This window comes from Sphaerisporangium viridialbum (assembly GCF_049674955.1).
GTDB classification, from domain to species: domain Bacteria; phylum Actinomycetota; class Actinomycetes; order Streptosporangiales; family Streptosporangiaceae; genus Sphaerisporangium; species Sphaerisporangium viridialbum.
On record NZ_CP187232.1, the window covers coordinates 4,780,280 to 4,804,554 of the forward strand.

The following is a 24,275-nucleotide window of genomic DNA, read 5'->3' on the forward strand; positions in this document are numbered from 1 at the left end:
GGCATCGCCGGTGGCCAGGAGTTCATCTCATCCGACACGGGCGAGCTTGTCGGGGTTGGTCACGGCGTAGACACCGCGCACCTGGCCGCCGTCGGGGGTGAGGTCGAGGACGATGACCGCGAAGACCACGTCGCCCGACATCAGCAGCGCCGACGGGTCACCGTTGACCCTGCGGTGGCGGACGCCGAGGTCGGGGATGGGACGCCGGGCAGCGTCGCCGATGATCAGGCGGGCGACCTTGTCGCGGCCGTGGACCGGCCGCAGGCCCGCCGCGCGCGCCTTGCCGCCGCCGTCGGCCCACAAGGTGACCTCGGGCGCCAGGACCTCCATCAGCGCGTTGAGGTCGCCGCCGACCACGGCGTCGAGGAAGCGTTCTGTCACCTGCCGCCGGACCCGCGGATCCGCCTGGTAGCGGGGGCGCCGGGCGTGCACGTGCTCGCGGGCGCGGTGGGCGAGCTGGCGGATCGCCGAGGGGCTGCGGTCCAGGATCCCGGCGATCTCGGTATGGGCGTAGCCGAACACCTCGTTCAGCACGAACACCGCGCGCTCCAGCGGGGTGAGCGTCTCCAGCACCACCAGAAGTGCCATCGACACCGACTCGGCCCGTACCGCCGGCTCGGAGGCGTCACCGCCGCCGGCCGCCGGCGGAGCGCCGTCCGGCGGGGTGACGAGCGGCTCGGGCAGCCAGGGCCCGACGTACTCCTCCCGGCGGCGGCTGATGCTCGCCTGGCGGGCCAGCGCCCGGTTGACCGCGATGCGCACCAGATAGGCGCGCGCGTTGTCGATGCGCTCACCGGACGCCGACCGGCTCCTCCGTGCCCACGCCAGCCACGTCTCCTGCAGCACGTCCTCGGTGTCGGCGACGCTGCCCAGCATGTTGTACACAACGGAGAACAGCAGCTCTCGATGGCCGACGAAGACCCGCGTCGCCGTCTCCTCCGGGGTGTCGGACATCCTGGGTCCCTCCTGCCGCGGTCGCTACCGTCACATCTTCAGAGCGCCGGCGGCCCCAGGAGTGTGACACCGGTTGCCGTAAGTCGCAGTTTTCGGGCCCCACCCGGTAGTACGCGAACGGGCGGGAGAGCGGAGGCGACCGGTGGACGCGTCGGGCAACGCACCGGCCGCATTCCCGCCCGCTCGCTGCGGCATGCTCCAGGCACTCGACGCCGCGAGCCGGCCTAGGCGCTCTGGGCGGCGGGGCCGAAGGCCCGGAGGAACGTGTCGACGGCGCCGCGGGTCACCTCGCGTAGTTCGGCGTCGCCGATCTCGCGGGTGCCCATCTTGGAGCGTGCCTCCATCGGGCCGGTGAGCAGGGCCAGGAACTGCTCGGCCGCCTGCGCGGGGTCGGCGGCGCGCAGGCGCCCGGCGAGCGTGAGCCGGGCCAGCCGGTCGGCCAGCGCCTGGCTGAGACGGTGCGCTCCGTGCTCGCGGACGATGTCGAGCACCTCGGGAAGCCTCGCGACCTCCGCGTAGAGCAACCGCCGCAGCGCGCACGAGCGGTCGCCGCAGTGGTGGCGGAGGAGGGTGAGGCCCACCTCCTCCAGCGTCGCGCGCAGGTCGTCGCCAGGCTCGAAGAGTGGCTCCAGCGCCGCCAGCCTCTCCTCCAGCGCGGTGCGCGCCGCGGCCTCCATCGCGTGCCTGAACAGGGTGGCCTTGTCGGTGAGGTGGTTGTACACGGTGGGCTTGGCCACGCCCGCCTCGTCGGCGATCTCCTGCACGCACGCCTGGGCGTACCCCTGCCGGGCGAACACGGTGAACGCGGCCTCCACGATGGCGTGACGCTTGTCGATCCGTCCGTGCGAGGCGGCCGTGGTTCTGGCTCCGGTCATACGCCGATTGTACTGACCGGTTCAACTGACCGGACAGGCTGGTTGCGTATGAACCAATTAGATAACTAGATTGAACGTATGAGTTCAACTGCTCCGGATGACCGTCTCGATGCGCCGCTGTCGCGGATGATCGCCGTGATCCTCCTCGGCGGGCTGCTCGGCATCCTCAACAGCACGATGGTCGCCGTCGGCACCGGCACCCTGGCCACCGCGTTCGGCACCTCGCTGAGCACGATCGGCTGGGCCTCCACCGGCTTCCTGCTGGCCGTCACGGCCACCATCCCCTTCACCACCTGGGCCGTCGACCGGTTCGGCGGCAAGAGGCTGTGGCTGTACGGCCTGACCGTGTTCCTGGCCGGATCGCTCGCCGCGGGGCTCGCCTGGGACGTCGGCAGCCTGATCGTCTTCCGTGTGGTGCAGGGCGCCGGCGCCGGCATCCTCGACCCGCTCGTCCTGATCCTGCTGGCGCGCGCCGCCGGCCCCCACCGCGCCGGGCGGGTGATGGGCCTGATGGGCGTGGTCCTCTCCCTCGGCCCGGTCCTCGGCCCGATCGCGGGCGGGCTCACCCTCAACGTCCTGCCGTGGCGCTGGATGTTCCTGCTCAGCGTGCCCGTCGCCCTCATCGCCATCGTGCTCGCCATACGGGTGGTGCCCGCCGACCCGCCGCCAGAGCGGCAGCCGCGTGCCCGGCTCGACGTCATCGGCCTGACCTTGATCGGCCCGGGCTTCGCGGCCCTCGTCCTGGCCCTGTCGCGGACGGCCGAGCACGGGACGTTCTCCGCCTGGCAGGTGCTCTCCCCCCTGGCCGCCGGCGCCGCGCTGCTGATCGGCTACACCGCGCACGCGCTCCGCGCCCGGCGTACGCGGCCCCTGATCGACCTGCGGCTGTTCGCCAACCGCGGCTTCACGGCGAGCGTCGCCATCATGGCCCTCGTCGGCCTCGCGACCTTCGCCACCCTGTTCGCGCTGCCGCTGTACTACCAGCGGGCGCACGGGTACGGCGCGCTCGCCGCCGGGCTGCTGATGGCGCCGGTGGGCCTCGGCGGCGCCATCGCCATGCCCCTGGCCGGACGGGTGTCAGACCGGCTCGGCGCCCGCGGGCCGGCCTGCGGCGGCGCGCTCGCGGCCGTACTCAGCGGGCTGGGCCTCACCCTGATCGGAGCGGAGACCGCGGTGCCGTGGCCCGTGCTGGCCGCCCTCGTCATGGGCCTCGGCCTCGGCTTCGTCGGCGCGCCCACGATGGGATCGCTGTACAGGACGCTGCCCGCGCCGCTGGTGGCACAGGGCAGCTCGGTGCTCTACATGCTCAACCAGCTCGGCGCCGCGATCGGCATCGCCGTCGTCACGCTCATCCTGCAGACCAGCGACGACCTGATGCGCGGCTTCCACGGCATCTACTGGTTCGCCGTCGCCATGATCGCGGTCGTGCTGGCCGCCATCCCGCTCCTGCCCGGCCGGCCCGGGGCGCCCGCCGTCCAGGACGCGCCCGCGATGTCCGGGAGGACACCCTGATGCCGGTCAGGCGAGCACGGCGAGCGCGTAGCCCGCGGCGGCGGCCAGGACTCCGAGGAGGATGCCGCCCACGGCGTTGAGCCCGGCCGCGAGGAACGAACCCTCCTCCAGCAGGCGCGTCGTCTCGAAGCCGAAGGTGCTGAAGGTGGTGAGTGCCCCGCAGACGCCGGGGCCGACGAAGATCGGGACCTCCTGGGGGATGTGAAGCCTTGTTCCCAGGCCGATGAGGAATCCTAGGACGAGCGAGCCGACGAGGTTGACGGTGAACGTGCCCCAGGGGAAGACGGTGTCGTGGCGCTTCTGGATGAAGCGGTCAAGGAGGTACCGGGCGGGCGCGCCGAGGGCTCCCCCGGCGAAGACGAGCAGCACCGTCATCCGCCGGCCTCGCTCTCGGCATTCCTGCCGACGTAGCGGTAGACGTCCACCGGATCCACGATCACCAGGCCTTCGGTCACGAGCGCGTCCAGCTCCGCCATGAATTCGTTGATCTTGTGCTCGGCGTCCACGATGACGATCGCCACCGGCAGGTCCTCACTGAGCGACAGCAGCCTGGTGGTGTGGATCAGCGAGGACGCGCCGAAGCCCTCGACCCCGCGGAACACGCTGGCACCGGCCAGGCCATGCCGGTGAGCGCGGTGCACGATCTCGGTGTACAGCGGCCGGTGCCGGTACTGGTCCGTCTCACCGATGAAGATCGTCAGGCGGACGGCCCTGCCGTGCAGTCTCATCGGGAACTCCTCTCGCCAGAGCGTCGTATCGGGCTGCCGGCCAGGGCGCGGGCCAGCGCCATCCCGCACCAGACCGCCACCAGCCCGGCCAGCAGGCTGCCGGCCGCGTACGAATCGGCCACGGCCCAGTGTCCGCCACGGGCGAGCTGCAGGATCTCGGTGGTGAAGGTGGAGAACGTCGTGTAGCCCCCGAGGAAGCCGACCCCGAGAAAGGGCCGCACATAACGGCTCGGCGGCCACACGTCCAGGACGAACACCATCAGCAGGCCCAGCGCGAAGCAGCCGGTCACGTTGATCAGGAAGGTCGCCCACGGGAACCCCCCGGCGGGGGTCGGGATCGCCCGGCCCACCAGATAGCGGGCGACGCTGCCGAGCCCACCGCCCAGGGCGATCACCAGGAGCACGCTCGCGGCCCCTCCCGTACGCCTCCCGGGACGGGCCTCGAAGACGTCGCGCTCCGGATGCGCCCGCTCGTCGGCGACGTCGACGTCCGAGTCGATCGGCAGGTCACTCCCGCTCGGGGCGTCCGCCTCGGACGGCTCCCCAGACGGATGCGCTGTCACACGCCACTCCCTTCCGTGATGGACCATGCTCCCGCACGCGTCGGCCGGCACGTTACGGGTGCGGCGGCGCGCGGGCACCATGATGTGGCCGTCAGGAGGTCTCATGAAGTGCCCCCACTCAATGCCTGACGGATCGTCAGGAACCATCAGCCGGGAGGCGGTTCGGGCGGCGGCTGTGCGGGCAGCGGCACCGTCCCGGCGGGATCCATCGCCGTAGCAGGCAGTCTACCGCCGGGGCGGTTCTGGGCCCGCGGCTCGGGTGAGGCGGGCGGGCGGCGAGGGCGCGCAGGTGCCTCGCTGGATACGATAGGATCTCCCGGTGGTACCGGCTGAACCACGCCACCGCGGCCCGTCTGGACCCCTTCACCGTCCACCGCCGCGCGTGCTTCGCCAGGGTGCCGTCTCGCGGTGAGGTTCACCTCCACCGCGTCTTCCACCGGGTCCCGCGTCCTTCGCGACCACACCGGTCGCCATGCCCGCCCACCCAGGCGTCCCTTCCACCGACCTGGGCGAGCGGCAGGTACGTCCCTCCCCCGGGCAGCCCTCGACCATGCCCGCAGGCTCCTTCGGCGACCCGCGGGGATGGTCCCCCTCGACGAACCAGCGCGACACAGCGCTGGTCGCACCCTGGCAACCCTCGCGACAGGGCGGGCCGCTCCGGCATGCCCTGAAGCTCGGCATGCCTCGAAAAGGAGCACTCGATGAAACTCGGTCTCACCTGCCCCCGCTTCAGCTGGCCCGGCGGCGACGCCGCCATCGCCGGGAAGTTCGCGGCCGTCGCGCGCGGCGCGGACGAAGCCGGCCTGCACAGCCTCTGGGTGATGGACCACCACTTCCAGATCCCCAACTTCGGCGCCACGGAGGACCCGATGCTGGAGGCGTACACCGCCCTGGCCTACGCCGCCGCCCTCACCAGCCGGGTCACGCTCGGCACGCTCGTCACCGGCGCCACCTACCGCGAGCCCGGCATGCTGGTGAAGCAGGTCACCACCCTGGACACGCTGTCCGGCGGTCGCGCCGTCCTCGGGATCGGCGCCGGCTGGTACGAGCAGGAGGCCCGCGGCCTGGGCTACCGCTTCCCGCCACTGGCCGAGCGCTTCGAGCGACTGGAGGAGACGCTCCAGATCGCCCGGCAGATGTGGAGCGACGAGGACAAGCCCTACCAGGGACGGCACCACACGCTGGAGCGGACCCTCAACTCGCCGCAGGCCCTCTCCAGGCCGCACCCCCAGATCCTGGTCGGCGGCAGCGGGGAGAAGAAGACACTCCGTCTCGTCGCCGAGTACGCCGACGCCTGCAACCTGTTCTTCGGCGCCGACGTGCCGCACAAGCTCGGCGTGCTGCGCGCGCACTGCGAGCGCCTCGGACGGCCCTTCGAGGCCATCGAGAAGACGCTCCACATGCGCGTGGCCGACGGGCAGAGCGTCGACGAGAGCGTCCAGCGCTGCGGCGAGCTGGCGGCCCTCGGCGTCGACCACGTCATCGTGGCCTTCGGCGACGCCGCCGCCGACACCTCACTGGCCCACCTCGCCGCACTCGCCCCGCAGGTCTCCCTGATCACCCCAGCGGGCCGCTGACCGGCGTCCACCGAGCCCGGCGCCGTTCTTGTCGGTGCCGGGTGACACGATGCGCGGATGCTGGAAGACAACACCGCGTCGATCGCGTCCTTCTGGGATGCCGCCGCCTCCTCCTTCGACGACGAGGCCGACCACGGTCTTCGTGATCCCGAGGTCAGGGCCGCGTGGGCGGAGCGGCTGCGTTCGTGGCTGCCTCCGTCCCCGGCCGACGTCCTCGACCTCGGCTGCGGCACCGGTTCCCTGACCCTGTTGCTGGCCGAGCAGGGGCACCGGCCGGTGGGGGTCGATCTGTCGCCGCTCATGGCCGAGCATGCCAGGCGCAAGCTCACCGCGGCGGGCTTCGAGGTGACGACGCTGGTGGGCGACGCGCGCGACCCGCCCGCGGAGGCGGGGGCGGGGGCGGGGGCGTCATACGATGTGATCCTTTCCCGCCACCTGCTGTGGACCCTGCCCGATCCCGAGGGGGCCCTGCGCCGCTGGGCCGGCCTGCTGCGGCCGGGCGGGCGCCTGGTCCTCATCGAGGGCCGCTGGGCCGCCCCTGCCGAGCACGGCGACCGGCCCGTCTACGGGGAGGCCACGTCACTGCCGTGGATGGGCGGGGTGGGGGCCGAGCGTCTCCTGCGGGCGCTGCTGCCGATCGCCGCGCACTCCCGCGTCGAGCCGCTCACCGATCCCCGCCTGTGGGGTCGCCCGATCCACGACGAGAGGTACGCCGTCATCGCCCACCCGTGAAAGCAGGGTTCGACGCCGACCCGGCCAGTCCGCCCATGAACGCATGGTGAGGCCACCACGGCCGTACGCGGGCCCCCGGACCAGGCGACCTGGCCCCAGGCGGCCCCGCGCGCGGGCGCAGGAGGAAAATCATGAATTGTTCGCGGGGGGATGTCCGGGGCGGGGCCGTAGTCTCGACGTCTCTGGTGAGAGGCACCGAACGGGTGCCGGCGGAGAGGAGAGATCGTGAAGTACATGATCTTGACTTACGGGTCGCAGCAGGACTACGACGGCATGGCGGGGAAGACCACAGGGACGCCGGCCTGGTCCGCGGAGGACTTCGCGGCGATGGGCGCGTTCATGGAGTCGTTCAACAAGGACCTGGAGGAGTCCGGCGAGCTCGTCGAGACGCGAGCGCTGGCCGCTCCGGTCCACACCAGGAGGCTCGGGTCGCGGGGCGGCGTTCCGGTCGTGACGGACGGTCCGTACGCCGAGACCCAGGAGGTCCTGGCCGGTTACTGGATCGTGGAATGTGAGAGCTTCGATCGGGCGACCGAGATCGCCGCCCGGCTGGAGCGCTGCCCGGCTCCTGACCACGTGGCCGCGAGGGCCTACGCGGACGTACGGCCGATCGCGGAATCCCAGGCCGAGCTGGACCTCTGACCCTTTCGTGCCCGACACCGAGGTCGAGGACCTGCCGCGCCGGCCGGCGCCTCAGGTCCTCGGCGCGGTCGTACGGCGGCCGCGAGGAAGGTTTTGGGCGGACCCACTGCGGGCGGCCCGCCGCGGCCGGAGGATACGCCGCACCGGTCCCGCCATCGCCCGGCCGACCCCGTCCACCAGAGTAAAGTCCCAGCCTAGAACGCCCGGAAACGGTGCTCTCGACCCACCAGGAGACCACGCACATTGTCCGAGAAACGCGATCACGCCGAAGCCCTCGCCGACAGGGGCCGCCTCGACCTGCGAGCCGACTGCGAGCGCTGCTTCGCGCTGTGCTGCGTCGCGCCGGCCTTCTCGGCCTCGGCGGACTTCGCGATCGACAAGGCGGCCGGGCAGGCCTGCCCGAACCTGCGCCCTGACTTCCGCTGCGGCATCCACGACGGCCTCAGGCAGCGGGGCTTTCCGGGGTGCACCGTCTACGACTGCTTCGGCGCGGGGCAGAAGGTCGCCCAGGTCACCTTCGGCGGGCGCGACTGGCGGCGGGCCCCGGGAACCGCCAGGCGGATGTTCGAGGTGTTCACGGTCATGCGGCACCTCCACGAGCTGCTCTGGTACCTGGCGGAGGCGCTGACGCTGGAGCCGGCCAGGCCGATCCACGGCGAGCTGAGCCTCGCGTACGACCGCACAGAACGCCTCACCCTCGACGAGCCCGGCGCGCTCGCGGAGCTGGACGTGGCCGCGCACCGGCAGGAGGTCAACGCCCTGCTGCTGCGCGCGAGCGAGCTGGTGCGGGCCGGAGCCGGCCGCAGGAGGAAGGATCGCAGAGGAGCCGACCTCATCGGGGCCGACCTCCGAGGCGCCGACCTCAGAGGCGCCAGCCTGCGCGGGGCCTACCTCATCGGAGCCGATCTCACGGGCGCCGACCTGAGGATGGCCGACCTCATCGGGGCCGACCTCCGGGACGCGAACCTCAGCGGCGCCGACCTCACCGGGAGCATCTTCCTCATCCAGTCCCAGCTCCACGCCGCCAGGGGCGACGCGGGCACGAGGCTCCCTCCCCCGCTCACCCACCCGGCGCACTGGGAGATCGGCTCCCCCGCGGCGGGTCAGGTGTAGTAGCCCTCGACCGGCACTCGCGCCTCGTCGAACAGCGCCGGGCCCTCCTGGCGCGCGCCCGCGGCGGCGGCGGCCGGCTTGAGGCCGGTGAGCTGCTCGGTGGAGAGCGCGAAGACGACGCGGCCGAGGCCGGACCGTTCGATCGCGCCCGCGCACATGCCGCACGGCTGGCAGCTGGTGTACATCGTGGTGGCGGCGGCGGTCGCGGGGTCGAGCTCGCGGGCCGCCCACCTGGCCAGCTTCAGCTCGGGGTGGGCGGTGATGTCGCCGTCGGTGAGCACCGTGTTGTGGTCTTCTACGAGCACGGTGCCGTCCGGGCCCGCCAGCAGCGACCCGAACGGCGGGTTCCCGCCCGCCCTGGCCGCGCTCGCGAGCTCGATGGCCCTGCGGAGAAGGCGTTCGTCGTCGTGTGTCACTGTCGCTCCGTTCGTGGGTTTCGCGCGCCGAGGTCCCAGCGGGCGGACACGGCCGCGAGCGCCTGCCACGCCGTCCGCGGGTGGCAGGTCTCGCGCGGGTCGCCGTTGAAGGGGTCGAGCACGACGGTTCCGGCGCCGAGAAGGCGCAGCCGTTCGAGGTCGTCGGCGATCTGGTCGATCGTGCCCTCGCCGGCGAGCCGTTCCGGGCCGGTGACCTGCGACTCGGTGAGCCGCAGGGCGATGCGGGGGGCCAGCGCCGGGACGGGCCGTCCGAGCTCGGCCGCGACGGCCTTCAGCCGGTCCACGGACTCGGCCAGCCAGCCGGGGGTGAACCGCAGGGGGTGCCAGGCGTCTCCGAGGCGTACCGCCCGGCGCAGGGCCGCGTCGCTGTTGCCGCCCACCCAGATCGGTATGTGCCCGCTTCGGTAGTCCTTGTCGTCCTCCCAGGCGGCGCGCACCGCGCGGAGGTGGTCGTCGGTCAGCCTCCCGCGCCGCTCGAAGGGGACTCCGAGGGCCTCGAACTCCTGCCGGGCCCAGCCGACGCCCACGCCGAGGACCAGCCGATCACCGCTGAGCCGGTTGAGGTTGGCGGCCATGCGGGCGATGAGCAGCGGGTGCCGGTACGGCACGACGAGCACGGTGGTCCCGAGCCGGATCCGGTGGGTGACGCCGGCCAGCCACGCCAGCGTGGTGAAGGGCTCGTAGAACGGCGCCGGGTACTGCTCGGCGACGTCGGGCGTCACCGCGACGTGGTCGGAGACCATCAGCAGGTCGAAGCCCAGGCCCTCGACCGTCTGCGCCCAGCTCCGCAGCACGTCAGGGTCGGTGCCAGGCCCGAAGTTCGGAACGTTCACCCCTATTTGCACTGGTCAAGGCTATCGAGTGATCACTTGCGGCCGGAAGGGGCTTCTCCCGGCGTACCGGCCGATCAGCCGTGGATCTGCCGGTATCTTTGCCCGATGACCGAGAGTCTTGACGCCACCGACTGGTCGATCCTGGTCGAGGTGCAGCGGGACGGCCGCATCCCGCTCACCGAGCTCGGCCGGCGGAGGCGCTGAGGTTGACCCTTGGTGAAGGTCGGTCTGGCCGTGCTCGCCGTGGTGCGCCTCAAGTACCCGGGGAGCCGGCACGAGCCCCTGCACCGGCTGCTCGCCGAGCGCTTCGAGATCCTGGAGTGCCTGCGGACCACCGGCGACGACTGCTACACGCTGAAGGTGGCCGCCGCCTCGATGGCCCACCTCGAACAGCTGGTCAACGAGCTGGCGCAGCTCGGCAGCACGACCACCAGCATCGTGTACAGCCAGACACTCTCCTACCGCGGCCCCCAGGGGCCCTAGCTCACTTCTTGGGCGTCAGGACCCCGTCGATCAGGTAGAGGGTGGCGTTCCGGGTCTGCAGGTTGCCGCAGACCGCCTGGGCGTCGTTGACCTTGATCTTGTTACGGGAGTTCCTAGTGGTGATCTTGCCGCCTTCCAGGGTGGTGAAGCTGCCCCTCTTGAGGTCGTCGGGCGTCTTCCTGCCCTGTACGACGTGGTAGGTGAGCACCTTGGTCAGCGCGTTCTTGTCCGCGAGGAGCTTGTCGAGCTTCCGCTTCCCGAGCTTCTTGAAGGCGTCGTTGGTCGGCGCGAACACGGTGATGTCCTTGGTGGTGTTCAGCTTGTTCACCAGACCCGCCTTGTTGACGGCCGAGTAGAAGGTGGACAGGTCCGGGCTGTGCGCGGCGGCGGTGACCACCCGCAGCCTCCCCAGGTCGGCGACGCTCCCGGGGCCCGACTGCGGCAGGGACGAGCACCCCGGGCCGACCGGTGAGGAGGCCGGCGTGGGCTTCGGCGCCTGGACGACGCCCGCCGTCACCGCGGCCCCGCTCGCGCCGGTGGCGGCGCCGGCCGAGGTGCCGTAGGCGGTCGTGAGCGACAGAGCCGCCACGACCGGAAGGGTGAGAAGACGAGTGTTCATGTGCCTGTCCCCTTTTGCGCTCTTTGAAAGGCCACCTGGCGCAACGAGTCGTTCACGGCACGGCCCCCGCAGACGGTGACACTCCCATTCTCGCCGTACGGTTCCCATCCCCACCCAACGCCCTGGGCGACATGCCCTAAAACGTGCTCCATGCCGCCTTAACTCCATCGACATCGTTTTAGTGGCGTTTAATGGGGATATTTCTGTAAATTACGCCACGAAAATCCCAATGCGGGCGGGAGAGCCCTTTGCCGTGTACCCGGCAACAAGGGATTGGGTCAGTGGAGGCCGAGAGTGTGGGCGAGGTCGGTGGCTTCGCGGGTCCAGCGGGCGCAGAGGGAGAGGCCGGCCGCTCGGGCGGCGTAGCCGGCGTCCGGGTCGGCGGTGGTGACGTCGCCGTAGCCACGGTGCCGGTCGGCCGAGGCCGTTTCGAGGCTCCTGACCGTGAGCCAGTCGTACTTCACCGCGCCGGCGCAGATGCCCAGCCGCACCACGCGTTCGTCGCCGGACCAGCCGGCCTCGCGAAGTCCTTCGAGGTAGGCCCGCGTGGCCCGGACGTCGAGCTCGTCGAGCACGTCGTGGGGCAGGAGCAGGTCGAAGACGCAGTCGGGGACGAGGTTGCCGATGTCCTCCCCGAGAGCCCCGTCCCCGGCGAAGGCCCAGTCGAGCAGAACCACCTCACCGTTCGGGCGCCGCACGATGTTGTTGGGCCAGACGTCGAGGTGGCAGACCGTGCGGGGCAGCGCCTCCATGGTCGACAGCAGGCGTTCACGGTCACGGTGCAGGCGCAGCAGGCCCTCGCGGAGTTCCCGCGGGAAGTGGTCCTCGATCAGTCGCTGGGACCACGCCCGATCGTCGTCGAGCAGGTGCCACTCGGCAGGGCGTGAGGTGCTGTAGTCCCGGAGGAAGCCCGTGCTGAGCCAGGGGTCCCGGGGAAGGTCCGCGCGTCCCTGGCTCCGCCCGAGGGCTCGGGCGGTCGCGACGACGTCCGCCACGGACAACGCCGACGAGTGCCGGCCTTCGACGTCCTCCAGCAGCAGTTCTATGTCGCCTTCGCCGGTCTCCCTGATGTCGAGCACGGCCGGCGCGCCTAGGCCGAGCCGCCCGGGAAGTTCCGACCGGTAGGCGAGGGCTTCCCTGCGCCAGTAGTTCCAGTGCCTCGGGTCGGCGGAGGAGGACCAGTGTCCGGGGGCGTCGTCGCGGCGGTGGGTGAGGATCTTGTGGACGACGCCGCCCTCGCGCCAGATGCCACCGGTCACCCCGTTGGACCGGTTGTGGGTCAGCCGCTCGACAGGCACCCGATCACTCTAGGACCCGCGCGCCTCCAGGGCATCCCGGTGCCCTGGAGGCGCGTTCGCCTGGTCTCGTCCGGCGCCGGTCACACGAAGCGCTTGACGAACCCGAGTGCGGTGTCGGCGACCTCGCGCCAGCTCGATGGTCAGCGCGTGGCCCCGGCCGGGGATCTCGACGATCTCCGTGATCGCCTGGTTGTCCTTCTGGCGCCTGGAACAGCGGCGCGCCGGGGGGCACGGCGAAGGCGTCGTACAGCTCCCTGGCCTCCTCCTCGCTGACGGCGTTGGCGCAGGCGTACCGGAACTGGTCGTAGGGTCAGCGGTACCGCCCGGTGCCGGTTGGCCGGGTTGCCCTGCTGCTAAATGCCATCAGTCATGTGACTGCATTGAGAACACGCGATCATATGACCAGCAGGGTGCCTGGCCTAGCCGTTGGCGGCCGTGTCGAGCGCGGCGCCCACCTGGTCGGCCAGGGTTACCGCCACCAGGCGCGCCTGCAGGGGCGGGACGGCCCCGGGTGTGGGGTCGAGCAGGAACCGGCCGTAGAAATGGCCGTTGCCGAGCGTGCGCAGCTCGACCTCCTCGTCCGGTAGACCCAGCCGGTCGACGTCCCAGCGCCTGCGTCCCCAGACCACCGAGCCGTCCTGCTCGAGCCGGGGCGGGTGGCCGATCAGGATCCCGTACTGGAAGCGGCAGCCGCGCAGCTGCAGCAGGTCGGTGAGCTGGGCCCTGACGTGGTCGACCACCACCTCGGGTGACCTGGACGACTGGGCCAGCTCGGCGGTGTCGTGGATCTGGGCCAGGTAGCCGGCGTCGGTGACCGCGACCACCCGCAGGCGCCGCGCCCGGGCGGCCAGCTGGGACACGGCCAGGCCCACGATGAGCAGCAGGGCGGCGGTCTGGATGTCCGCGGGGCTGGTGACGGTGAACCGCTGGTAGGGCGGGGCGAAGAAGAAGTCGAACCACAGGGCGGCCGACACCGCCGCGAGCGCGCCCGCCAGGCGGTCCCCGTTGGCGGCCACCGCGACCACGACGACGACCAGCGCGAGGGCCACGTTGGTGTTCGACAGGCCCGCGCGGAACGGCACGAGCACCGCCGAGACGGCCAGCGGGGCCACCAGTGCCGCCACGATCGCGAGGCGGTCCCTGTCCAGGTAGCGAAGCACAGCCGCACCCCCGTCCTGTGTGCCAAGGCCGACGCCCTACCCCTACCCGGCCGCACCCTCTCCGACCAGGCCATCCGAACCCGTCGCGCTGGCGGCGATCGCCTCGGGGTACGCCCTGGTGGCCGGAGAGTGGTGGCGCGCCACCCGGGGGGACGACTCCGTACGGACGCGCCGCCGCTGAGGCGCCCTGCGGTAGGCGAACTCCACTCCATGCTGATAGTTATCAGCCGAAATTCCAGGCGTTTACCCATTTCGTCGCCCATCTTGACGCCGGTTAGACGCCGCCGCATTCTTGCACTGCCCCATCTCACCGATGGCCACTTTGGCCAGGCGGTGAATGTGAGCCGCGTGAACACCGGCACCCCGGCGTCACGTCGCCATGGGCGAAAACGGGGGCGGTCAAGGCGGCGGGGAGCCGGCAATACCGGCCGGGGACATCCGCAGGGCCGGCGGAACGGAAATCCACTTCACATTCCGACAGCCATGGCGCGCGGCCGGGTTCACCGCGCACGAGACGGCAGAAGCCCCTGGTCGTCGACGCGATGAAGATCGCCAGGAACGCCGTCAGGGAGATCGGCGACCGGGTCGAGGGGGCGGTGCCCCGGGCCGCCCTGATCCTCGCCCACCTGCTGCACGACCACCAGCAGACCATGGCGGCCGCCTACCCCAGAGCCGTCATCGTCTCCGGCTTCCTCGGCGACGAACCCGAGGTCACGGTAACCGAGCGCCTCCAGGACGTGATCGGCAGGACCTACTCCTTCTTCAACCCGGACGTCAGCGTCGAGACCGCGCTCGAGCCGTTCCTCGACGCCTTCAGCGCGGCGTACGACAAGTTCAAGCCCACGCCCGCTCCGGCGACCCGGAACGGCTGGATCGAGAACGCCAGGAGCGACGAACTGGTGGTCGGCTACAACTCCACCGGCACGCCACGTCTCACCATCAACGGCAGGGCACCCGCGCCCACCGGCGTCGCGGGCATGGGATCGCACACCACGGCATGGGTCGTGGAGACGATGGCCGTCAACGCGCTGGTCGCCGACACCAGGACCGACGCGGAGGCGATCACGGCCCTGGGCCGCGCCGTGAAGATCGACCTCCAGTCGCAGTTGATGGCACTCGACCGGCTCCTGCCCGCCGACCAGATCGAGGGCGGCCAGATCTACGACATCTTCAACGCGGCGAGGACGGTGCTGGAGGCCACGGACGCCTCCGAGGCCGCCACCGCCTACCTGTGCTTCCGCAACCTGCTGCCGTTCGCCACCGTCGACGCGGGCGACCGCGGCGGCCACGGCGAGCGCTCCACGGGCAGGTCGGTGAAGAACTTCGACGGCGACTCCCTCTACGACGCGGCCTCGCTCCAGCAGGACGCGCTCAACGACCGCGACACCCGGCTGGCGACCGCCGCCGCCCTGCGCGACGCGGCGAAGGCCCTGCAAGGCGAGGACTGGGGCGCCGACAAGGCCCTGCTCAAGGGCGTGAGCACCACTGCCGCCCGGCTGGTGGCCCAGGCCTCGCTACTGGAGTCCGGGGCGCCCAAGGACGTCATCAAGACCATCGTCGACACCAGGACCGCCGAACACCGGGAGGTCAGCAAGCTCGCCGTGAGCAAGTGACCCCGGGATGACGACGGCCGGGACACCAGCCGCGATACCGTTCCACTCGTGACGCACAACCACGAAGGCGAAGGAACGGCTGTGGCGACGCCCCTGGCCGGTCACGCGGCGGGCTCCTCCCGCGTGGCCCTGCGCCGGCTCACCCTCCACGACCAGGACCGGTTCGTCGAACTGGTCCGCGCCAGCACCGGCCTGCACCACCCGTACATGTCACTGCCCACCACACCGCAGGAGTTCCAGACCTACCTCGCGCGGTTCGACGACCCGCTGTCCGCCGAAGGCCTGCTGGTCCACGTGCGGGAGACCGGTGCCATCGCCGGCACCATCAACATCAACAGCATCATCCGCGGACGCTTCCAGAACGGCTCCCTCGCCTACGCGGCCTTCGCCCCCAGCGCCGGCCAGGGGTACATGTCCGAAGGCCTCGCCCTGGTGCTGCGCTACGCCTTCGAGGAACTGCGGCTCCACCGGCTGGAAGCCCAGATCCAGCCCGGCAACCACGCCTCGCTGAAGCTGGTCCGGCGCGCCGGCTTCCGCTACGAGGGCCTCTCCCCCGACCTGCTGTTCATCGACGGCGCCTGGCGGGACCACGAGCGCTGGGCCATCACCAGCACCACGGCCGGCGACAGCCCGCATCCGACCCTGCCCCACCGCTGACACGCCGGGGGTCTGGATCGGTGATTGATGAAGCACAGATCGTTATCTAGGCTCGCCTCATGGGCATTCCTACCGAACCTATCGGCAGCATCCCCCGACCCCCCGCTCTGCTGGCCGCGCTCGCCGGTCACTCCGAAGGCCGTACCGGCGACGCCGAGCTGGCCGCACGGCAGGCCGAGGCCGTCGCCGACACCGTCGCACGCCTGGAGCGACTCGGCTGCCCGGTCCTCGTCGACGGAGAGCAGTCCAAGCCGAGCTTCGCCACCTACCCCATCACCGGGCTGGACGGGCTCAGCCCCGACGGCGCGGTCATCCCGTTCGCAGACGGCCACACACGGCAGCTCCCGCGCCTGACCTCAGGCCCGTTCCGATACCAGGTGCACGCCGAGACCTACCTGCGGGAAGCACAGCGCCACACCGGCCTCCCGGTGAAGCAGGCGGTCATCGCACCGTCGGCGCTGAGCCTGCTCTACCCGGCCGACGGCATCGCCGACTACCCCCGCAAATCCTTCCTGGACGACCTGACCGCCGAGGCCGAGACGGACATCCGCGGCTGCCTGGACGCCGGCGCCCACGTCGTACAACTCGACTTCACCGAAGGCAGGCTGTCGCTCAAGCTCGACCCGAGCGGGGGCCTGCTCGACGACTTCGTCACCCTCAACAACCAGGTGCTGGAGCGCTTCAGCCCGGCCGAACGGGCCCGCATCGGCGTGCACACCTGCCCGGGCGGCGACCAGGACTCCACCCACAGCCTGGACGTCGACTACGCGGGCCTGCTGCCGAAGCTCTTCCGGCTGCGGGCCGGCAACTTCTACATCCAGCTGGCCAGCGAGCCCGACCCCGACCGGGTGCTGGCCATCATCCGCGACAACCTGCCCTCAGGGGTGCGGGTCTTCATCGGGGTGACCGATCCGATCGACCCGCGCATCGAGACACCCGAGCAGGTACGCGACCTGCTGCTGCGGGCCGCCCAGTACATACCGGTCGACCAGCTGGGCAGCTGCGACGACTGCGGATTCGCCCCGTTCGCCGACGACACCTCCACCTCGCGCGAGATCGCGTTCGGCAAGATCGCCGCCCGGGTGGAGGGCACCAGGCTCGCCGCCGAAGCCCTCGAAGCCTGACACCCCGCATCCCGGCCGACGGGCACTCGCGCGGCGTCGCGGGTGCCCATCTCTCCAGCCTCCGGCCTCAGGCATGGACGGCGCCGAGCGTGGTTCCGGGGTGTGGTTCCGGGGCGAAGACACCCTCGCCACGGCCCGGAAAACCGGTTGCGGGCCCGGCCCGGGCACGCCCACGATCGCCCGTATGACGATCACGTTCGAATGGCGCGGCACCTTCGGCAACACCGAGGTCAACGCCCTGCACGCGGAGGGCTTCCAGCATCCGCCGCTGGACGACGACTGGTGGGCACAGGTGAATCGCCACAGCCTGGGATGGGTCTGCGCCCGGCAGGACGGCGCCGCCACCGGTCGCGAGGCGGCAGGCCTCGGTGCGCTCGCCGGTTTCGTCAACGTGGCCTGGGACGGCGGCGTCCACGCCTTCCTCCTCGACACCCTGGTCACCGCGCGCCATCGCCGCCACGGCGTGGCCACCCGGCTCGTCGCGATCGCGACCCAGGAGGCGCGCGCCGCGGGGTGCGAGTGGCTGCACGTCGACTTCGAGGACCACCTGCGCGGTTTCTACCTCGACGCCTGCGGATTCGCGCCCACAAGCGCCGGGCTGATCGCCTTGTAGTCGCCGAACCGGCACCTCGCCGGCCAAGCGGAGGAAGCACGGCGCGCCCTCGCTCACGGCTACGCCCGTGGTGAATTCGAGACGCTGCTTATCCCGATGGAACCAGGATGGCCGCTATGAGGCTTCTTGTTCTTGGTGGAACGCATTTCGTGGGACGGGCCGTCGTCGAGACCGCATTGGCGGCCGGCCACGACGTCACCACGCTGAACCGCGGTGTGAGCAGGTCCCCCGCCCCGGGCGTCGAACCGCTCATCGCGGACCGCACCGACCCCGGCGCGCTGCGCCGCGCCCTTGGAGACCGGGAGTGGGACGCGGTCGTGGACGCCTGGAGCGGCGCCCCGCGCGTGGTCCGCGACTCCTGCGAGCTGCTCGCCGGCCGCACCGGTCACTACGGATACGTGTCCAGCCGGTCGGTCTACCACTGGCCGGTCCCGCTCGGCGCCGACGAGCACGCCCCTGTGGTGGAGGGCGATCCCGGCGGCGACAGCGAGGACTACGCCGCCATGAAACGCGGTGGCGAGCTCGCCGTCCTCGGCGCCTTCGGCGATCGGGCCCTGCTCGCCCGCGCCGGGCTGATCCTCGGGCCGTACGAGAACATCGGACGGCTGCCCTGGTGGCTTCGCCGGCTTGAGCGCGGCGGCCGGGTCCTCGCGCCCGGCCGCCCCGCCCGCCCGCTCCAGTACATCGACGCCAGGGACCTGGCGGCGTGGATGCTCGCCGCCGCCGGGCGGGGCCTCGGCGGCACGTTCAACACCGTGAGCCGCGCCGGGTACACCACCATGGGCGAGCTGCTCGAAACCGCGGTGAAGGTCACCGCGTCGGACGCCGAGCTGGTCTGGGCCTCCCCCGAGGTGCTCGTCGAGGCGGGCGTCAGCCCCTGGACCGAGATGCCGATCTGGCTGCCCGAGGACGCCGAGTACGGCGGCATGCACGACTCCGACGTCACGGCCGCCCACGACGCGGGGCTCACCTGCCGCCCGCTCCACGAGACGGTCGCCGACACCTGGGCCTGGCTCCAGGCCGAAGGAGACCCCGTGCCACGGTCCGACAGGCCCCGGCACGGCATCGACCCGGCCAAGGAGCAGCGCGTGCTGGACATGCTCGCCTGACAGCCCAGCGGGCGAGGGCAGGGATGTCCCGCCGCGGCGGCGGGACCAGGGGTGCGGGTCAGCCGATGTCCCGCCGCAGCGGAGCCGCCACGGCGATCACGGCCGCCACCAGGGCGTACGCCAGCAGCACGGCGCCGCCGACCGGCGCGGGGAGCAGCCGGGCGGCCTCCGTGCCCGTCTGACCGGCGACGGCCTCGGCCAGGTAGGTGAACCCGGTGAGCGCGGCGGTGGCGCCGCCGGGCAGGTAGGGGTAGACCGCCTTGATCCCAGGTACGAGCATCAGGGCGGTCTCGACCATGTAGAAGTAGGCGCCGACGACCACCAGCGCGGTCACCTGGTTGCGCAGGAGGGCCCCCACGGCCACGCCCAGCAGCGTGTAGACCGCCATGGTCAGCGCGACGCGGCCCAGCAGCGCCAGCACCGTGCCCGCGGGCAGGCCGAGGGCGATCCCCTTGAGGGCGGCCACCGCGAACAGCGCGCCCGCCGCCACCCCCGCCGCGACCACGCCGTAGGCGAGCCCGCCACCGGCGTAGGCCACCAGCTTGGCCGCGAGCCAGGTCCAGCGCCTCGGGGCGAACAGCGCCGTGGTGGTGACGGTCCCGTGGCGGTACTCCGAGGCCACGGCCGCGGTGCCGATCAGCGCGGGGACGAACATGGTGAAACCCAGCAGCCCGAGCAGCACCCGGGTACCCTCCTCGCTGGCCAAGCCCGGCAGTGGAGGGGTGAAGTTCTCCGGGCCCACGAGCGCGAGCAGGCCGACGAGGGCTCCGCTGCCGAGCGCGGCCAGCAGGCCCCACAGCCACAGCCTGGACGAGGTCAGGCGCGTCCACTCCGCCGAGACGAGCGCGGTCATCGGGCACCTCCGGTCATGTTCAGGAACGCCTCCTCGAGAGTGGGACGTTCAAGGGTGATCTCGTGCAGCGGAATGCCGTGCGCCGCCGCGACGGCCGCGACCTGTGCGGTGGTCATGCCGTGAACGCGCAGGACACCCGGTCCCGGAGCCTCCACGCGGATCACCCCCCCGGCCTCGCCCTCGCTGTCCAGCAGGCGGGCCCTGAGCAGGTCCGCCTCCGGCGACCGGACGAGCACGGCCGCCGCGCCGTACAGCCCGGTGATGGGCCCGGTGGCGACCAGCCGGCCCTCGCGGATCACCACGACCTGGTCGGCCACCTGCTCGATCTCGCCGAGCACATGGCTGGAGACCAGGACGGTGCGCCCCTCGGCCGCCAGGTCGCGCAGGAACCGGCGCAGCCAGGCGATGCCCTCGGGGTCGAGGCCGTTGCCCGGCTCGTCCAGCAGCAGCACGCGCGGATCGCCCAGCAGGGCGGTGGCCAGGTTGAGGCGCTGCCGCATCCCGGTGGACAGAGTGCGCGTAGCCCTCCCCGCGAACGCCGACACCCCCGTCAGCTCGGCGACCCGCGCGGCACGGGCCGTGCCGTACCGGCCCATGCGGGCGTACACGCGCAGATGGTCCAGCGCGGTGTGGCCGGGGTGGAAGCCCGAGCCGTCCAGCACCGCGCCGACCGTCGCGGTCGGCCGGGCAAGGTCGGCGTAACGCCTGCCGCCGATGGTGGCCGTGCCGGAGGTCGGCGCGACCAGGCCCAGCAGCATCCGCATGGTGGTGGTCTTGCCCGCGCCGTTCGGCCCGAGGAAACCTGCGACCGTGCCGGGCGCGACGCCGAAGCTGAGGTCGGTGACGGCGGCCACGGGCCCGAAGGTCTTGGTCAGGCCGCGCACCTCGATGCCCCAGGAGCCCTCGCTCATGTCAGCACCGCCGCCAGGTGGCGCCGGATCTCACCGGCGTCCCGGACGCTCAGGATCAGCTCGTCGTAGCCCGCCACCCTGCCCTTCAGGACGATGCGCAGGCCGGGCACGCCGCGGCGGGCGGCCACCAGCCGCCTGACGCCCTTCAGGGACGTCCAGGTGCCGACCTTGGCGAAGCCGCTGACGAGCAGGCCGGAGTGCACCCCCGTGGCCGCCGTGAGCGGCCGGTCGAGGTGGTGCGCCTCGGCGATGGCCTCCAGCGGCACGCGCACCGCGTCGGTCCTGGTGAACGGCCGTGTCCACGGGGCGAAGAACACGGTCAGCGTCCCCTCGTGGATCCCTACCTCGATCACGATGTCCTCCTGTGTCGTGTTGGCGAGTGACATCTGTTCTATAAGTTGTATATCAGATAGTCTGTCGGTGTGCAGCTGACCCTTGACCTCGACAGCGAGGTCCCGATCTACCAGCAGATCCGGGACCGCATCGTGGAGGCGATCGCCCGCGGACAGGCCAGGGAAGGCGACCCGCTGCCCTCGACCCGGCAGCTCGCCGCCGACTTCGGCATCAACTTCCACACCGTGAACAAGGCCTACGACCTGCTACGACAGCAGGGCGTCATCCGCGTCAACCGCAAGAGCGGCGCGGTCGTCAGACGCGACCCCGCCACCGGCCCGCCCGAAGCCGGGTTCACCGACGACTGGGAAGAGCGAATGCGCGTGCTGCTGGCGGAGGCCACCGTCCACGGCCTGGGCCTGGAGGACGTGATGCGACGCTGCGAGACCATGCTGACCGAATTCAAGGAAACGCCATGACCCCGCTCATCGCCGCCCACCTGGCCCTCCTCGCGCTGGTCACCTGCCTCGCCCTGGCCCTGCCCGCGCTGGCCAGGCCGACGCTGCCGTTCGGCGTCCGCGTGAGCGCCGGACGCGTGGCCGACCCCGACGTCATCGCCCAGCGCCGGAGCTACGCCCGCCTGACCGTCACGGCGGCCGCGATCGCCGCGACGATCTCGACCGCCGTGCTGCTCGCCACGGGTGAACCGGCCGTGACCGGCGCCACCGCCACCGCCCTGGCCGCGGCCGACCTGCTGCTCTACCACCGCGCCCACCGCAACGTCCGCGCCGCCAAGGACGCCGGGCGCTGGCAGGCCGAGCGGCGTCAGGCCGTCACCGCCGACACCACCTTCCGCACCGACCCCGTCCGCGTGCCCTGGCTCTGGAGCCTGCCCGCCCTGGCGATCACGCTGCTCACCGCCTCCATCGGCTGGTCACGGTACGGCGGGCTGCCTCCCACGCTGCCGCCGTTCCTCGCGTACGGCACATCCCCCGCACCGCGCGAGCCCACCACGTTCCTGAACGCCTTCGAGCCGGTCGCCTACCAGGCCGCGACCACCCTCCTGGTCCTCGTGCCGGTCCTGGTGGTGCTGCGCGCCCGGCCCGACCTCGACGCGGCCAGGCCCACGGGCTCGGCCCGCCGCTACCGCGTCTACCTGCGCGGCATCGCCGCACTGTCGCTGCTCTCGGCCGCCTGCCTGAACCTGGGCCTGCTCATCTCCGCCCTGCTGCTCTGGGAGGTCATCCCGCCCACGATCGCCTGGCAGGCGGCCACCTGCCTCCCGCTCGCCGCGATGGTCGCCGGATGGCTGGTCTGGGAGACGAAGGTGGGCCAGGCGGGGCACCGCCTGCCCGCCCTCCCCGGCGAGGACCAGGAGGACTCCGGGGTCGCGCAACGCGACGACGACCGGCACTGGTTCCTCGCGGGCACCGTCTACGCCAACCGCCGCGACCCCGCGCTCCTCCTGCACGCCCGGCTCGGCTCCTCCTGGACGATCAACCTCGGCCACCCGGTCGCCTGGCTCCTCATCGCCGCCCTCGCCGGGTTCGTCCTGCTCGCCCTCCTCGGCGTCATCGACCTGCCCCAGAAACGAAGCCTCTTCTAGGGCGGCACCGCCTTCCCGGACGGCCATACCAAGGGCCGAGCGAACCGATCGGCCTCCAGCGGCGTCTCAGCGTTGTGAGGCTTCTTCTCAACGCGGCCGGCATCGCCCTGGCCTCGATCGCGATATGCGCGTCGGCCGTACTCATCTCGCGCTCGCCCAGCGGGGCGACGTCCGCACCGGCGTCGTGCCCGCAACGATGGGGCGGCGCCGGGATCGGCGACTGGGTGCCCCAGGCCACCGGAATCGACGGAGCCGAGGCGTCACTGGTACCCGGCGAGCCCGTCGCCGCGACGATCTGCGCCTACCCGGGGGAGAACTTCCGCCCGGGAGGCGAGCGGCTCGCCGGCGCCCGTACCCTGACGGGCCAGGCCACGGCGATGGCCCGCGACCTCGCCTACCTCCCGGTGACCACAGGGAATCGCGACAGCCCCTGCACAGCGGTGGGCGGGCCCATGACGAACTACCTCATCCGGTTCGCCTACCCCGGCGGCCAGGCGATCTGGGTGGGCACCGCCGAGGAGGTCAACGCGTGCGTGACGACCACCAACGGCACGACCACCAGCGAGGCGTACCTGGGGCCGAGCATCACCGCCGCCTACCGGACCGGAACGTGGAAGGTCATACGCCCCGACGACCCCTGCGACGGGCCGACCCAGCGCCGCGGCCAGAACGAGTGGATGGTGCCCGGCCGGCCCGTCTCGGTCCTGGTGTGCGGGGAGGCCGGCTCCTCCGGCGCGCGGCGTCCCCGGGCGCAGCACGGCCGCCAGGCGGCCACGAGCCTGGCGGCGGCGCTGAACTCTCCGGACACCCGGCCAACTGACCACACGTGCCAGGGTGGCGAAAGCACGCATAGCCGGGTATTTCACTACCTGTTCGGCTACGCGGACGGGCCACCCGCCAGCGTCGTCGTCTGGATCGGCTGCGTCCCCGGCCTCGACAACGGACTGCTCCAGGCGGACGTCGACGACTCCATCCTGAACCAGGCGATGCGACTCACCCCACGAGGCTGAGACCTCCTCCCGAACCGATGAGACTCACCCCGCGGAACCAAGCCCTCAGGCGATTCGCACCACCGGACCAGGTACCAGTGGTGCGTCCGGGTCAGGCGCGGAAGTCGTCGGGGCGTTCCGGGGTGGCCTTGGCCAGGAGGTCACGGATCGCGTCGGCCTCCACCGACTGGCCGTACACGGGCGATCCGGGCTGCTGGCGCCACGACTCGTCGAGCCCCCCGGCGTCGACGGTGTCGAAGCCCAGCTCGTCGATGAGGTCACGGACGACCCGCTTGGCCGCCTCGTCGTCGCCGGCCACCGGCAGGGCGACGCGGCCGGGAGTGCCCTTGGGCCGCGGCAGGTCGAGGATGTGCTGGGCGTAGGTGCCGTTGAACGCCTTGATCACGGGGTGGCCGAGGTGCTGCTCGGTCCAGCGGCTCTCGGTCACGCCCTCCTCGATGGGGGTGATCAGGCCGTCCCGCTGCGGGTAGTAGTTGCCGGTGTCGATGACGGCGACGCTGTCCGGCACCCCGTCGAAGAGGCCGGCGGGCAGCTTGGGGACGCTCTTGACCGGGATGGCCACGACGACCACCTCGGCACCACGCGTGGCCTGCTCGACGTGGACGGGCGTGGCACCGGTCTCCTCGGCGAGCTCGGTGAGGGTCTCGGGGCCGCGCGAATTGGCGACGGCCACCTCGTGCCCGAGGGCGGTGAGACGGCGGGTGAGGTTGCCGCCGATGTGGCCGGCTCCGATGATGCCGATCTTCATATGATGTGCCTTTCCCTCGTGTCTGGCCGCGGTCACTCGGCCGGCGGCGACGAGCGTCTGGTCGGTTCACTGACACAGGTGTGCTGCCGGTTGACCGTCGTATGTTGAGCCTCGGCGACCGCGGATGTATTCCGATCTGTAGTCAGTGTTCAATACCCACTACGGCGCCCTT

30 protein-coding genes and 1 riboswitch are annotated in these 24,275 nt (G+C 71.8%); of the genes, 16 read left to right on the top strand and 14 right to left on the bottom strand.

Annotated elements, in window-relative coordinates:
* Positions 1 to 27: 27 nt before the first annotated feature.
* Positions 28 to 954, bottom strand: a complete 927-nt coding sequence (sigJ, locus tag ACOZ38_RS21520) for an RNA polymerase sigma factor SigJ (RefSeq protein ID WP_405148586.1) — start codon at positions 952 to 954, stop codon at positions 28 to 30.
* A 224-nt stretch (positions 955 to 1,178) separates the two neighbouring features.
* Positions 1,179 to 1,829 (bottom strand): TetR/AcrR family transcriptional regulator, encoded by a 651-nt coding sequence (locus tag ACOZ38_RS21525; RefSeq protein WP_424532995.1) that lies wholly within the window; start codon positions 1,827 to 1,829, stop codon positions 1,179 to 1,181.
* A 78-nt stretch (positions 1,830 to 1,907) separates the two neighbouring features.
* Between ACOZ38_RS21525 and ACOZ38_RS21530 the strand changes: the two genes are divergently transcribed.
* A complete protein-coding gene (locus tag ACOZ38_RS21530; protein WP_424532996.1) occupies positions 1,908 to 3,341 on the top strand; it encodes a DHA2 family efflux MFS transporter permease subunit in 1,434 nt (477 codons plus the stop codon).
* Between the two features lie 6 nt (positions 3,342 to 3,347).
* On the opposite strand, the gene crcB (ACOZ38_RS21535) is transcribed toward ACOZ38_RS21530, so the two are convergent.
* The 3 genes from crcB (ACOZ38_RS21535) to crcB (ACOZ38_RS21545) are packed head-to-tail and all read right to left on the bottom strand — an operon-like array spanning position 3,348 to position 4,632.
* The gene (gene crcB / locus ACOZ38_RS21535; RefSeq protein ID WP_424532997.1) at positions 3,348 to 3,716 is read right to left on the bottom strand and encodes a fluoride efflux transporter CrcB; all 369 of its coding nucleotides are present in this window, start codon (positions 3,714 to 3,716) and stop codon (positions 3,348 to 3,350) included.
* Complete coding sequence (locus ACOZ38_RS21540) at positions 3,713 to 4,069, bottom strand: DUF190 domain-containing protein (RefSeq protein ID WP_424532998.1); 357 nt, start codon at positions 4,067 to 4,069, stop codon at positions 3,713 to 3,715. The genes crcB (ACOZ38_RS21535) and ACOZ38_RS21540 overlap by 4 nt, the downstream gene beginning before the upstream one ends.
* Positions 4,066 to 4,632 carry a fluoride efflux transporter CrcB gene (gene crcB / locus ACOZ38_RS21545; protein ID WP_424532999.1) on the bottom strand — a complete coding sequence of 189 codons (567 nt, stop codon included), beginning with the start codon at positions 4,630 to 4,632 and terminating at the stop codon, positions 4,066 to 4,068. The genes ACOZ38_RS21540 and crcB (ACOZ38_RS21545) overlap by 4 nt, the downstream gene beginning before the upstream one ends.
* 130 nt (positions 4,633 to 4,762) lie before the next feature.
* A riboswitch (Fluoride riboswitch) is annotated at positions 4,763 to 4,854 on the bottom strand.
* 479 nt (positions 4,855 to 5,333) lie between these two features.
* On the opposite strand from crcB (ACOZ38_RS21545), the gene ACOZ38_RS21550 reads away from it, so the two are divergent.
* The 4 genes from ACOZ38_RS21550 (at position 5,334) to ACOZ38_RS21565 (ending at position 8,696) form a co-directional block, all read left to right on the top strand.
* Positions 5,334 to 6,209, top strand: coding sequence for an LLM class F420-dependent oxidoreductase (locus tag ACOZ38_RS21550; RefSeq protein ID WP_424533000.1), 876 nt, complete (start codon positions 5,334 to 5,336; stop codon positions 6,207 to 6,209).
* Positions 6,210 to 6,266: 57 nt separating this feature from the next.
* Positions 6,267 to 6,941: a class I SAM-dependent methyltransferase gene (locus ACOZ38_RS21555; RefSeq protein ID WP_424533001.1), complete on the top strand. Its 675-nt coding sequence runs from the start codon at positions 6,267 to 6,269 to the stop codon at positions 6,939 to 6,941.
* A 234-nt stretch (positions 6,942 to 7,175) separates the two neighbouring features.
* Positions 7,176 to 7,583: a YciI family protein gene (locus ACOZ38_RS21560; RefSeq protein WP_405152015.1), complete on the top strand. Its 408-nt coding sequence runs from the start codon at positions 7,176 to 7,178 to the stop codon at positions 7,581 to 7,583.
* Positions 7,584 to 7,826: 243 nt separating this feature from the next.
* Positions 7,827 to 8,696 (top strand): pentapeptide repeat-containing protein, encoded by an 870-nt coding sequence (locus ACOZ38_RS21565; protein WP_424533002.1) that lies wholly within the window; start codon positions 7,827 to 7,829, stop codon positions 8,694 to 8,696.
* Here ACOZ38_RS21565 and ACOZ38_RS21570 read toward each other — a convergent pair.
* Positions 8,687 to 9,112 carry a nucleoside deaminase gene (locus ACOZ38_RS21570; protein ID WP_405148568.1) on the bottom strand — a complete coding sequence of 142 codons (426 nt, stop codon included), beginning with the start codon at positions 9,110 to 9,112 and terminating at the stop codon, positions 8,687 to 8,689. The two genes, ACOZ38_RS21565 and ACOZ38_RS21570, sit on opposite strands and share 10 nt — an antisense overlap.
* Positions 9,109 to 9,978, bottom strand: a complete 870-nt coding sequence (locus tag ACOZ38_RS21575) for an LLM class flavin-dependent oxidoreductase (RefSeq protein WP_424533003.1) — start codon at positions 9,976 to 9,978, stop codon at positions 9,109 to 9,111. The genes ACOZ38_RS21570 and ACOZ38_RS21575 overlap by 4 nt, the downstream gene beginning before the upstream one ends.
* 93 nt (positions 9,979 to 10,071) lie before the next feature.
* On the opposite strand from ACOZ38_RS21575, the gene ACOZ38_RS21580 reads away from it, so the two are divergent.
* The gene (locus tag ACOZ38_RS21580; protein WP_424533004.1) at positions 10,072 to 10,170 is read left to right on the top strand and encodes an AsnC family transcriptional regulator; all 99 of its coding nucleotides are present in this window, start codon (positions 10,072 to 10,074) and stop codon (positions 10,168 to 10,170) included.
* 12 nt (positions 10,171 to 10,182) lie between these two features.
* A complete protein-coding gene (locus ACOZ38_RS21585) occupies positions 10,183 to 10,449 on the top strand; it encodes an Lrp/AsnC ligand binding domain-containing protein (protein ID WP_424537064.1) in 267 nt (88 codons plus the stop codon).
* 1 nt (position 10,450) lies between these two features.
* Here the strand turns inward: ACOZ38_RS21585 and ACOZ38_RS21590 are convergent, their stop codons facing one another.
* The 3 genes from ACOZ38_RS21590 to ACOZ38_RS21600 form a co-directional block, all read right to left on the bottom strand.
* Positions 10,451 to 11,068: a fasciclin domain-containing protein gene (locus ACOZ38_RS21590; RefSeq protein WP_424533005.1), complete on the bottom strand. Its 618-nt coding sequence runs from the start codon at positions 11,066 to 11,068 to the stop codon at positions 10,451 to 10,453.
* Positions 11,069 to 11,346: 278 nt separating this feature from the next.
* Complete coding sequence (locus tag ACOZ38_RS21595; protein WP_424533006.1) at positions 11,347 to 12,366, bottom strand: hypothetical protein; 1,020 nt, start codon at positions 12,364 to 12,366, stop codon at positions 11,347 to 11,349.
* A gap of 419 nt (positions 12,367 to 12,785) precedes the next feature.
* On the bottom strand, positions 12,786 to 13,526 hold the full coding sequence (locus ACOZ38_RS21600) for a DUF4118 domain-containing protein (RefSeq protein WP_424533007.1): 741 nt from the start codon (positions 13,524 to 13,526) through the stop codon (positions 12,786 to 12,788).
* 19 nt (positions 13,527 to 13,545) lie between these two features.
* On the opposite strand from ACOZ38_RS21600, the gene ACOZ38_RS21605 reads away from it, so the two are divergent.
* The 6 genes from ACOZ38_RS21605 (at position 13,546) to ACOZ38_RS21630 (ending at position 18,642) form a co-directional block, all read left to right on the top strand.
* A complete protein-coding gene (locus tag ACOZ38_RS21605; protein WP_424533008.1) occupies positions 13,546 to 13,707 on the top strand; it encodes a hypothetical protein in 162 nt (53 codons plus the stop codon).
* A gap of 361 nt (positions 13,708 to 14,068) precedes the next feature.
* A complete protein-coding gene (locus ACOZ38_RS21610) occupies positions 14,069 to 15,139 on the top strand; it encodes a hypothetical protein (RefSeq protein ID WP_424533009.1) in 1,071 nt (356 codons plus the stop codon).
* Between the two features lie 81 nt (positions 15,140 to 15,220).
* A complete protein-coding gene (locus tag ACOZ38_RS21615; protein ID WP_424533010.1) occupies positions 15,221 to 15,796 on the top strand; it encodes a GNAT family N-acetyltransferase in 576 nt (191 codons plus the stop codon).
* A gap of 59 nt (positions 15,797 to 15,855) precedes the next feature.
* Positions 15,856 to 16,920, top strand: a complete 1,065-nt coding sequence (locus ACOZ38_RS21620) for a cobalamin-independent methionine synthase II family protein (protein WP_424533011.1) — start codon at positions 15,856 to 15,858, stop codon at positions 16,918 to 16,920.
* A gap of 184 nt (positions 16,921 to 17,104) precedes the next feature.
* Positions 17,105 to 17,533 carry a GNAT family N-acetyltransferase gene (locus ACOZ38_RS21625; protein WP_424533012.1) on the top strand — a complete coding sequence of 143 codons (429 nt, stop codon included), beginning with the start codon at positions 17,105 to 17,107 and terminating at the stop codon, positions 17,531 to 17,533.
* A 116-nt stretch (positions 17,534 to 17,649) separates the two neighbouring features.
* Entirely contained in the window at positions 17,650 to 18,642 is a 993-nt protein-coding gene (locus tag ACOZ38_RS21630) for an NAD-dependent epimerase/dehydratase family protein (protein WP_424533013.1), read from the top strand.
* 58 nt (positions 18,643 to 18,700) lie between these two features.
* On the opposite strand, the gene ACOZ38_RS21635 is transcribed toward ACOZ38_RS21630, so the two are convergent.
* From ACOZ38_RS21635 to ACOZ38_RS21645, 3 genes are read right to left on the bottom strand one after another with little or no spacing between them, the layout of a single operon-like run.
* Entirely contained in the window at positions 18,701 to 19,495 is a 795-nt protein-coding gene (locus ACOZ38_RS21635) for an ABC transporter permease (protein WP_424533014.1), read from the bottom strand.
* The gene (locus ACOZ38_RS21640) at positions 19,492 to 20,406 is read right to left on the bottom strand and encodes an ABC transporter ATP-binding protein (RefSeq protein WP_424533015.1); all 915 of its coding nucleotides are present in this window, start codon (positions 20,404 to 20,406) and stop codon (positions 19,492 to 19,494) included. The genes ACOZ38_RS21635 and ACOZ38_RS21640 overlap by 4 nt, the downstream gene beginning before the upstream one ends.
* Positions 20,403 to 20,759, bottom strand: a complete 357-nt coding sequence (locus tag ACOZ38_RS21645; RefSeq protein WP_405148548.1) for a hypothetical protein — start codon at positions 20,757 to 20,759, stop codon at positions 20,403 to 20,405. The genes ACOZ38_RS21640 and ACOZ38_RS21645 overlap by 4 nt, the downstream gene beginning before the upstream one ends.
* Positions 20,760 to 20,828: 69 nt before the next feature.
* On the opposite strand from ACOZ38_RS21645, the gene ACOZ38_RS21650 reads away from it, so the two are divergent.
* The 3 genes from ACOZ38_RS21650 to ACOZ38_RS21660 all read left to right on the top strand — a co-directional run bounded on the left by ACOZ38_RS21650 (position 20,829) and on the right by ACOZ38_RS21660 (position 23,355).
* Positions 20,829 to 21,218 carry a GntR family transcriptional regulator gene (locus tag ACOZ38_RS21650; RefSeq protein ID WP_424533016.1) on the top strand — a complete coding sequence of 130 codons (390 nt, stop codon included), beginning with the start codon at positions 20,829 to 20,831 and terminating at the stop codon, positions 21,216 to 21,218.
* On the top strand, positions 21,215 to 22,345 hold the full coding sequence (locus ACOZ38_RS21655) for a DUF1648 domain-containing protein (RefSeq protein ID WP_424533017.1): 1,131 nt from the start codon (positions 21,215 to 21,217) through the stop codon (positions 22,343 to 22,345). The genes ACOZ38_RS21650 and ACOZ38_RS21655 overlap by 4 nt, the downstream gene beginning before the upstream one ends.
* Positions 22,346 to 22,419: 74 nt before the next feature.
* Positions 22,420 to 23,355: a hypothetical protein gene (locus ACOZ38_RS21660; RefSeq protein ID WP_424533018.1), complete on the top strand. Its 936-nt coding sequence runs from the start codon at positions 22,420 to 22,422 to the stop codon at positions 23,353 to 23,355.
* A gap of 91 nt (positions 23,356 to 23,446) precedes the next feature.
* On the opposite strand, the gene ACOZ38_RS21665 is transcribed toward ACOZ38_RS21660, so the two are convergent.
* Positions 23,447 to 24,139, bottom strand: coding sequence for an NADPH-dependent F420 reductase (locus tag ACOZ38_RS21665; RefSeq protein WP_424533019.1), 693 nt, complete (start codon positions 24,137 to 24,139; stop codon positions 23,447 to 23,449).
* Positions 24,140 to 24,275 lie beyond the last annotated feature (136 nt).

Bases quoted from the DNA above. Each gene is read 5' to 3' on its own strand.
- sigJ (WP_405148586.1), bottom strand. From the start codon at position 954: ATGTCCGACACCCCGGAGGAGACGGCGACGCGGGTCTTCGTCGGCCAT.
- ACOZ38_RS21525 (WP_424532995.1), bottom strand. From the start codon at position 1,829: ATGACCGGAGCCAGAACCACGGCCGCCTCGCACGGACGGATCGACAAG.
- ACOZ38_RS21530 (WP_424532996.1), top strand. From the start codon at position 1,908: ATGAGTTCAACTGCTCCGGATGACCGTCTCGATGCGCCGCTGTCGCGG.
- crcB (WP_424532997.1), bottom strand. From the start codon at position 3,716: ATGACGGTGCTGCTCGTCTTCGCCGGGGGAGCCCTCGGCGCGCCCGCC.
- ACOZ38_RS21540 (WP_424532998.1), bottom strand. From the start codon at position 4,069: ATGAGACTGCACGGCAGGGCCGTCCGCCTGACGATCTTCATCGGTGAG.
- ACOZ38_RS21550 (WP_424533000.1), top strand. From the start codon at position 5,334: ATGAAACTCGGTCTCACCTGCCCCCGCTTCAGCTGGCCCGGCGGCGAC.
- ACOZ38_RS21555 (WP_424533001.1), top strand. From the start codon at position 6,267: ATGCTGGAAGACAACACCGCGTCGATCGCGTCCTTCTGGGATGCCGCC.
- ACOZ38_RS21560 (WP_405152015.1), top strand. From the start codon at position 7,176: ATGATCTTGACTTACGGGTCGCAGCAGGACTACGACGGCATGGCGGGG.
- ACOZ38_RS21580 (WP_424533004.1), top strand. From the start codon at position 10,072: ATGACCGAGAGTCTTGACGCCACCGACTGGTCGATCCTGGTCGAGGTG.
- ACOZ38_RS21590 (WP_424533005.1), bottom strand. From the start codon at position 11,068: ATGAACACTCGTCTTCTCACCCTTCCGGTCGTGGCGGCTCTGTCGCTC.
- ACOZ38_RS21610 (WP_424533009.1), top strand. From the start codon at position 14,069: ATGAAGATCGCCAGGAACGCCGTCAGGGAGATCGGCGACCGGGTCGAG.
- ACOZ38_RS21620 (WP_424533011.1), top strand. From the start codon at position 15,856: ATGGGCATTCCTACCGAACCTATCGGCAGCATCCCCCGACCCCCCGCT.
- ACOZ38_RS21625 (WP_424533012.1), top strand. From the start codon at position 17,105: ATGACGATCACGTTCGAATGGCGCGGCACCTTCGGCAACACCGAGGTC.
- ACOZ38_RS21630 (WP_424533013.1), top strand. From the start codon at position 17,650: ATGAGGCTTCTTGTTCTTGGTGGAACGCATTTCGTGGGACGGGCCGTC.
- ACOZ38_RS21635 (WP_424533014.1), bottom strand. From the start codon at position 19,495: ATGACCGCGCTCGTCTCGGCGGAGTGGACGCGCCTGACCTCGTCCAGG.
- ACOZ38_RS21640 (WP_424533015.1), bottom strand. From the start codon at position 20,406: ATGAGCGAGGGCTCCTGGGGCATCGAGGTGCGCGGCCTGACCAAGACC.
- ACOZ38_RS21655 (WP_424533017.1), top strand. From the start codon at position 21,215: ATGACCCCGCTCATCGCCGCCCACCTGGCCCTCCTCGCGCTGGTCACC.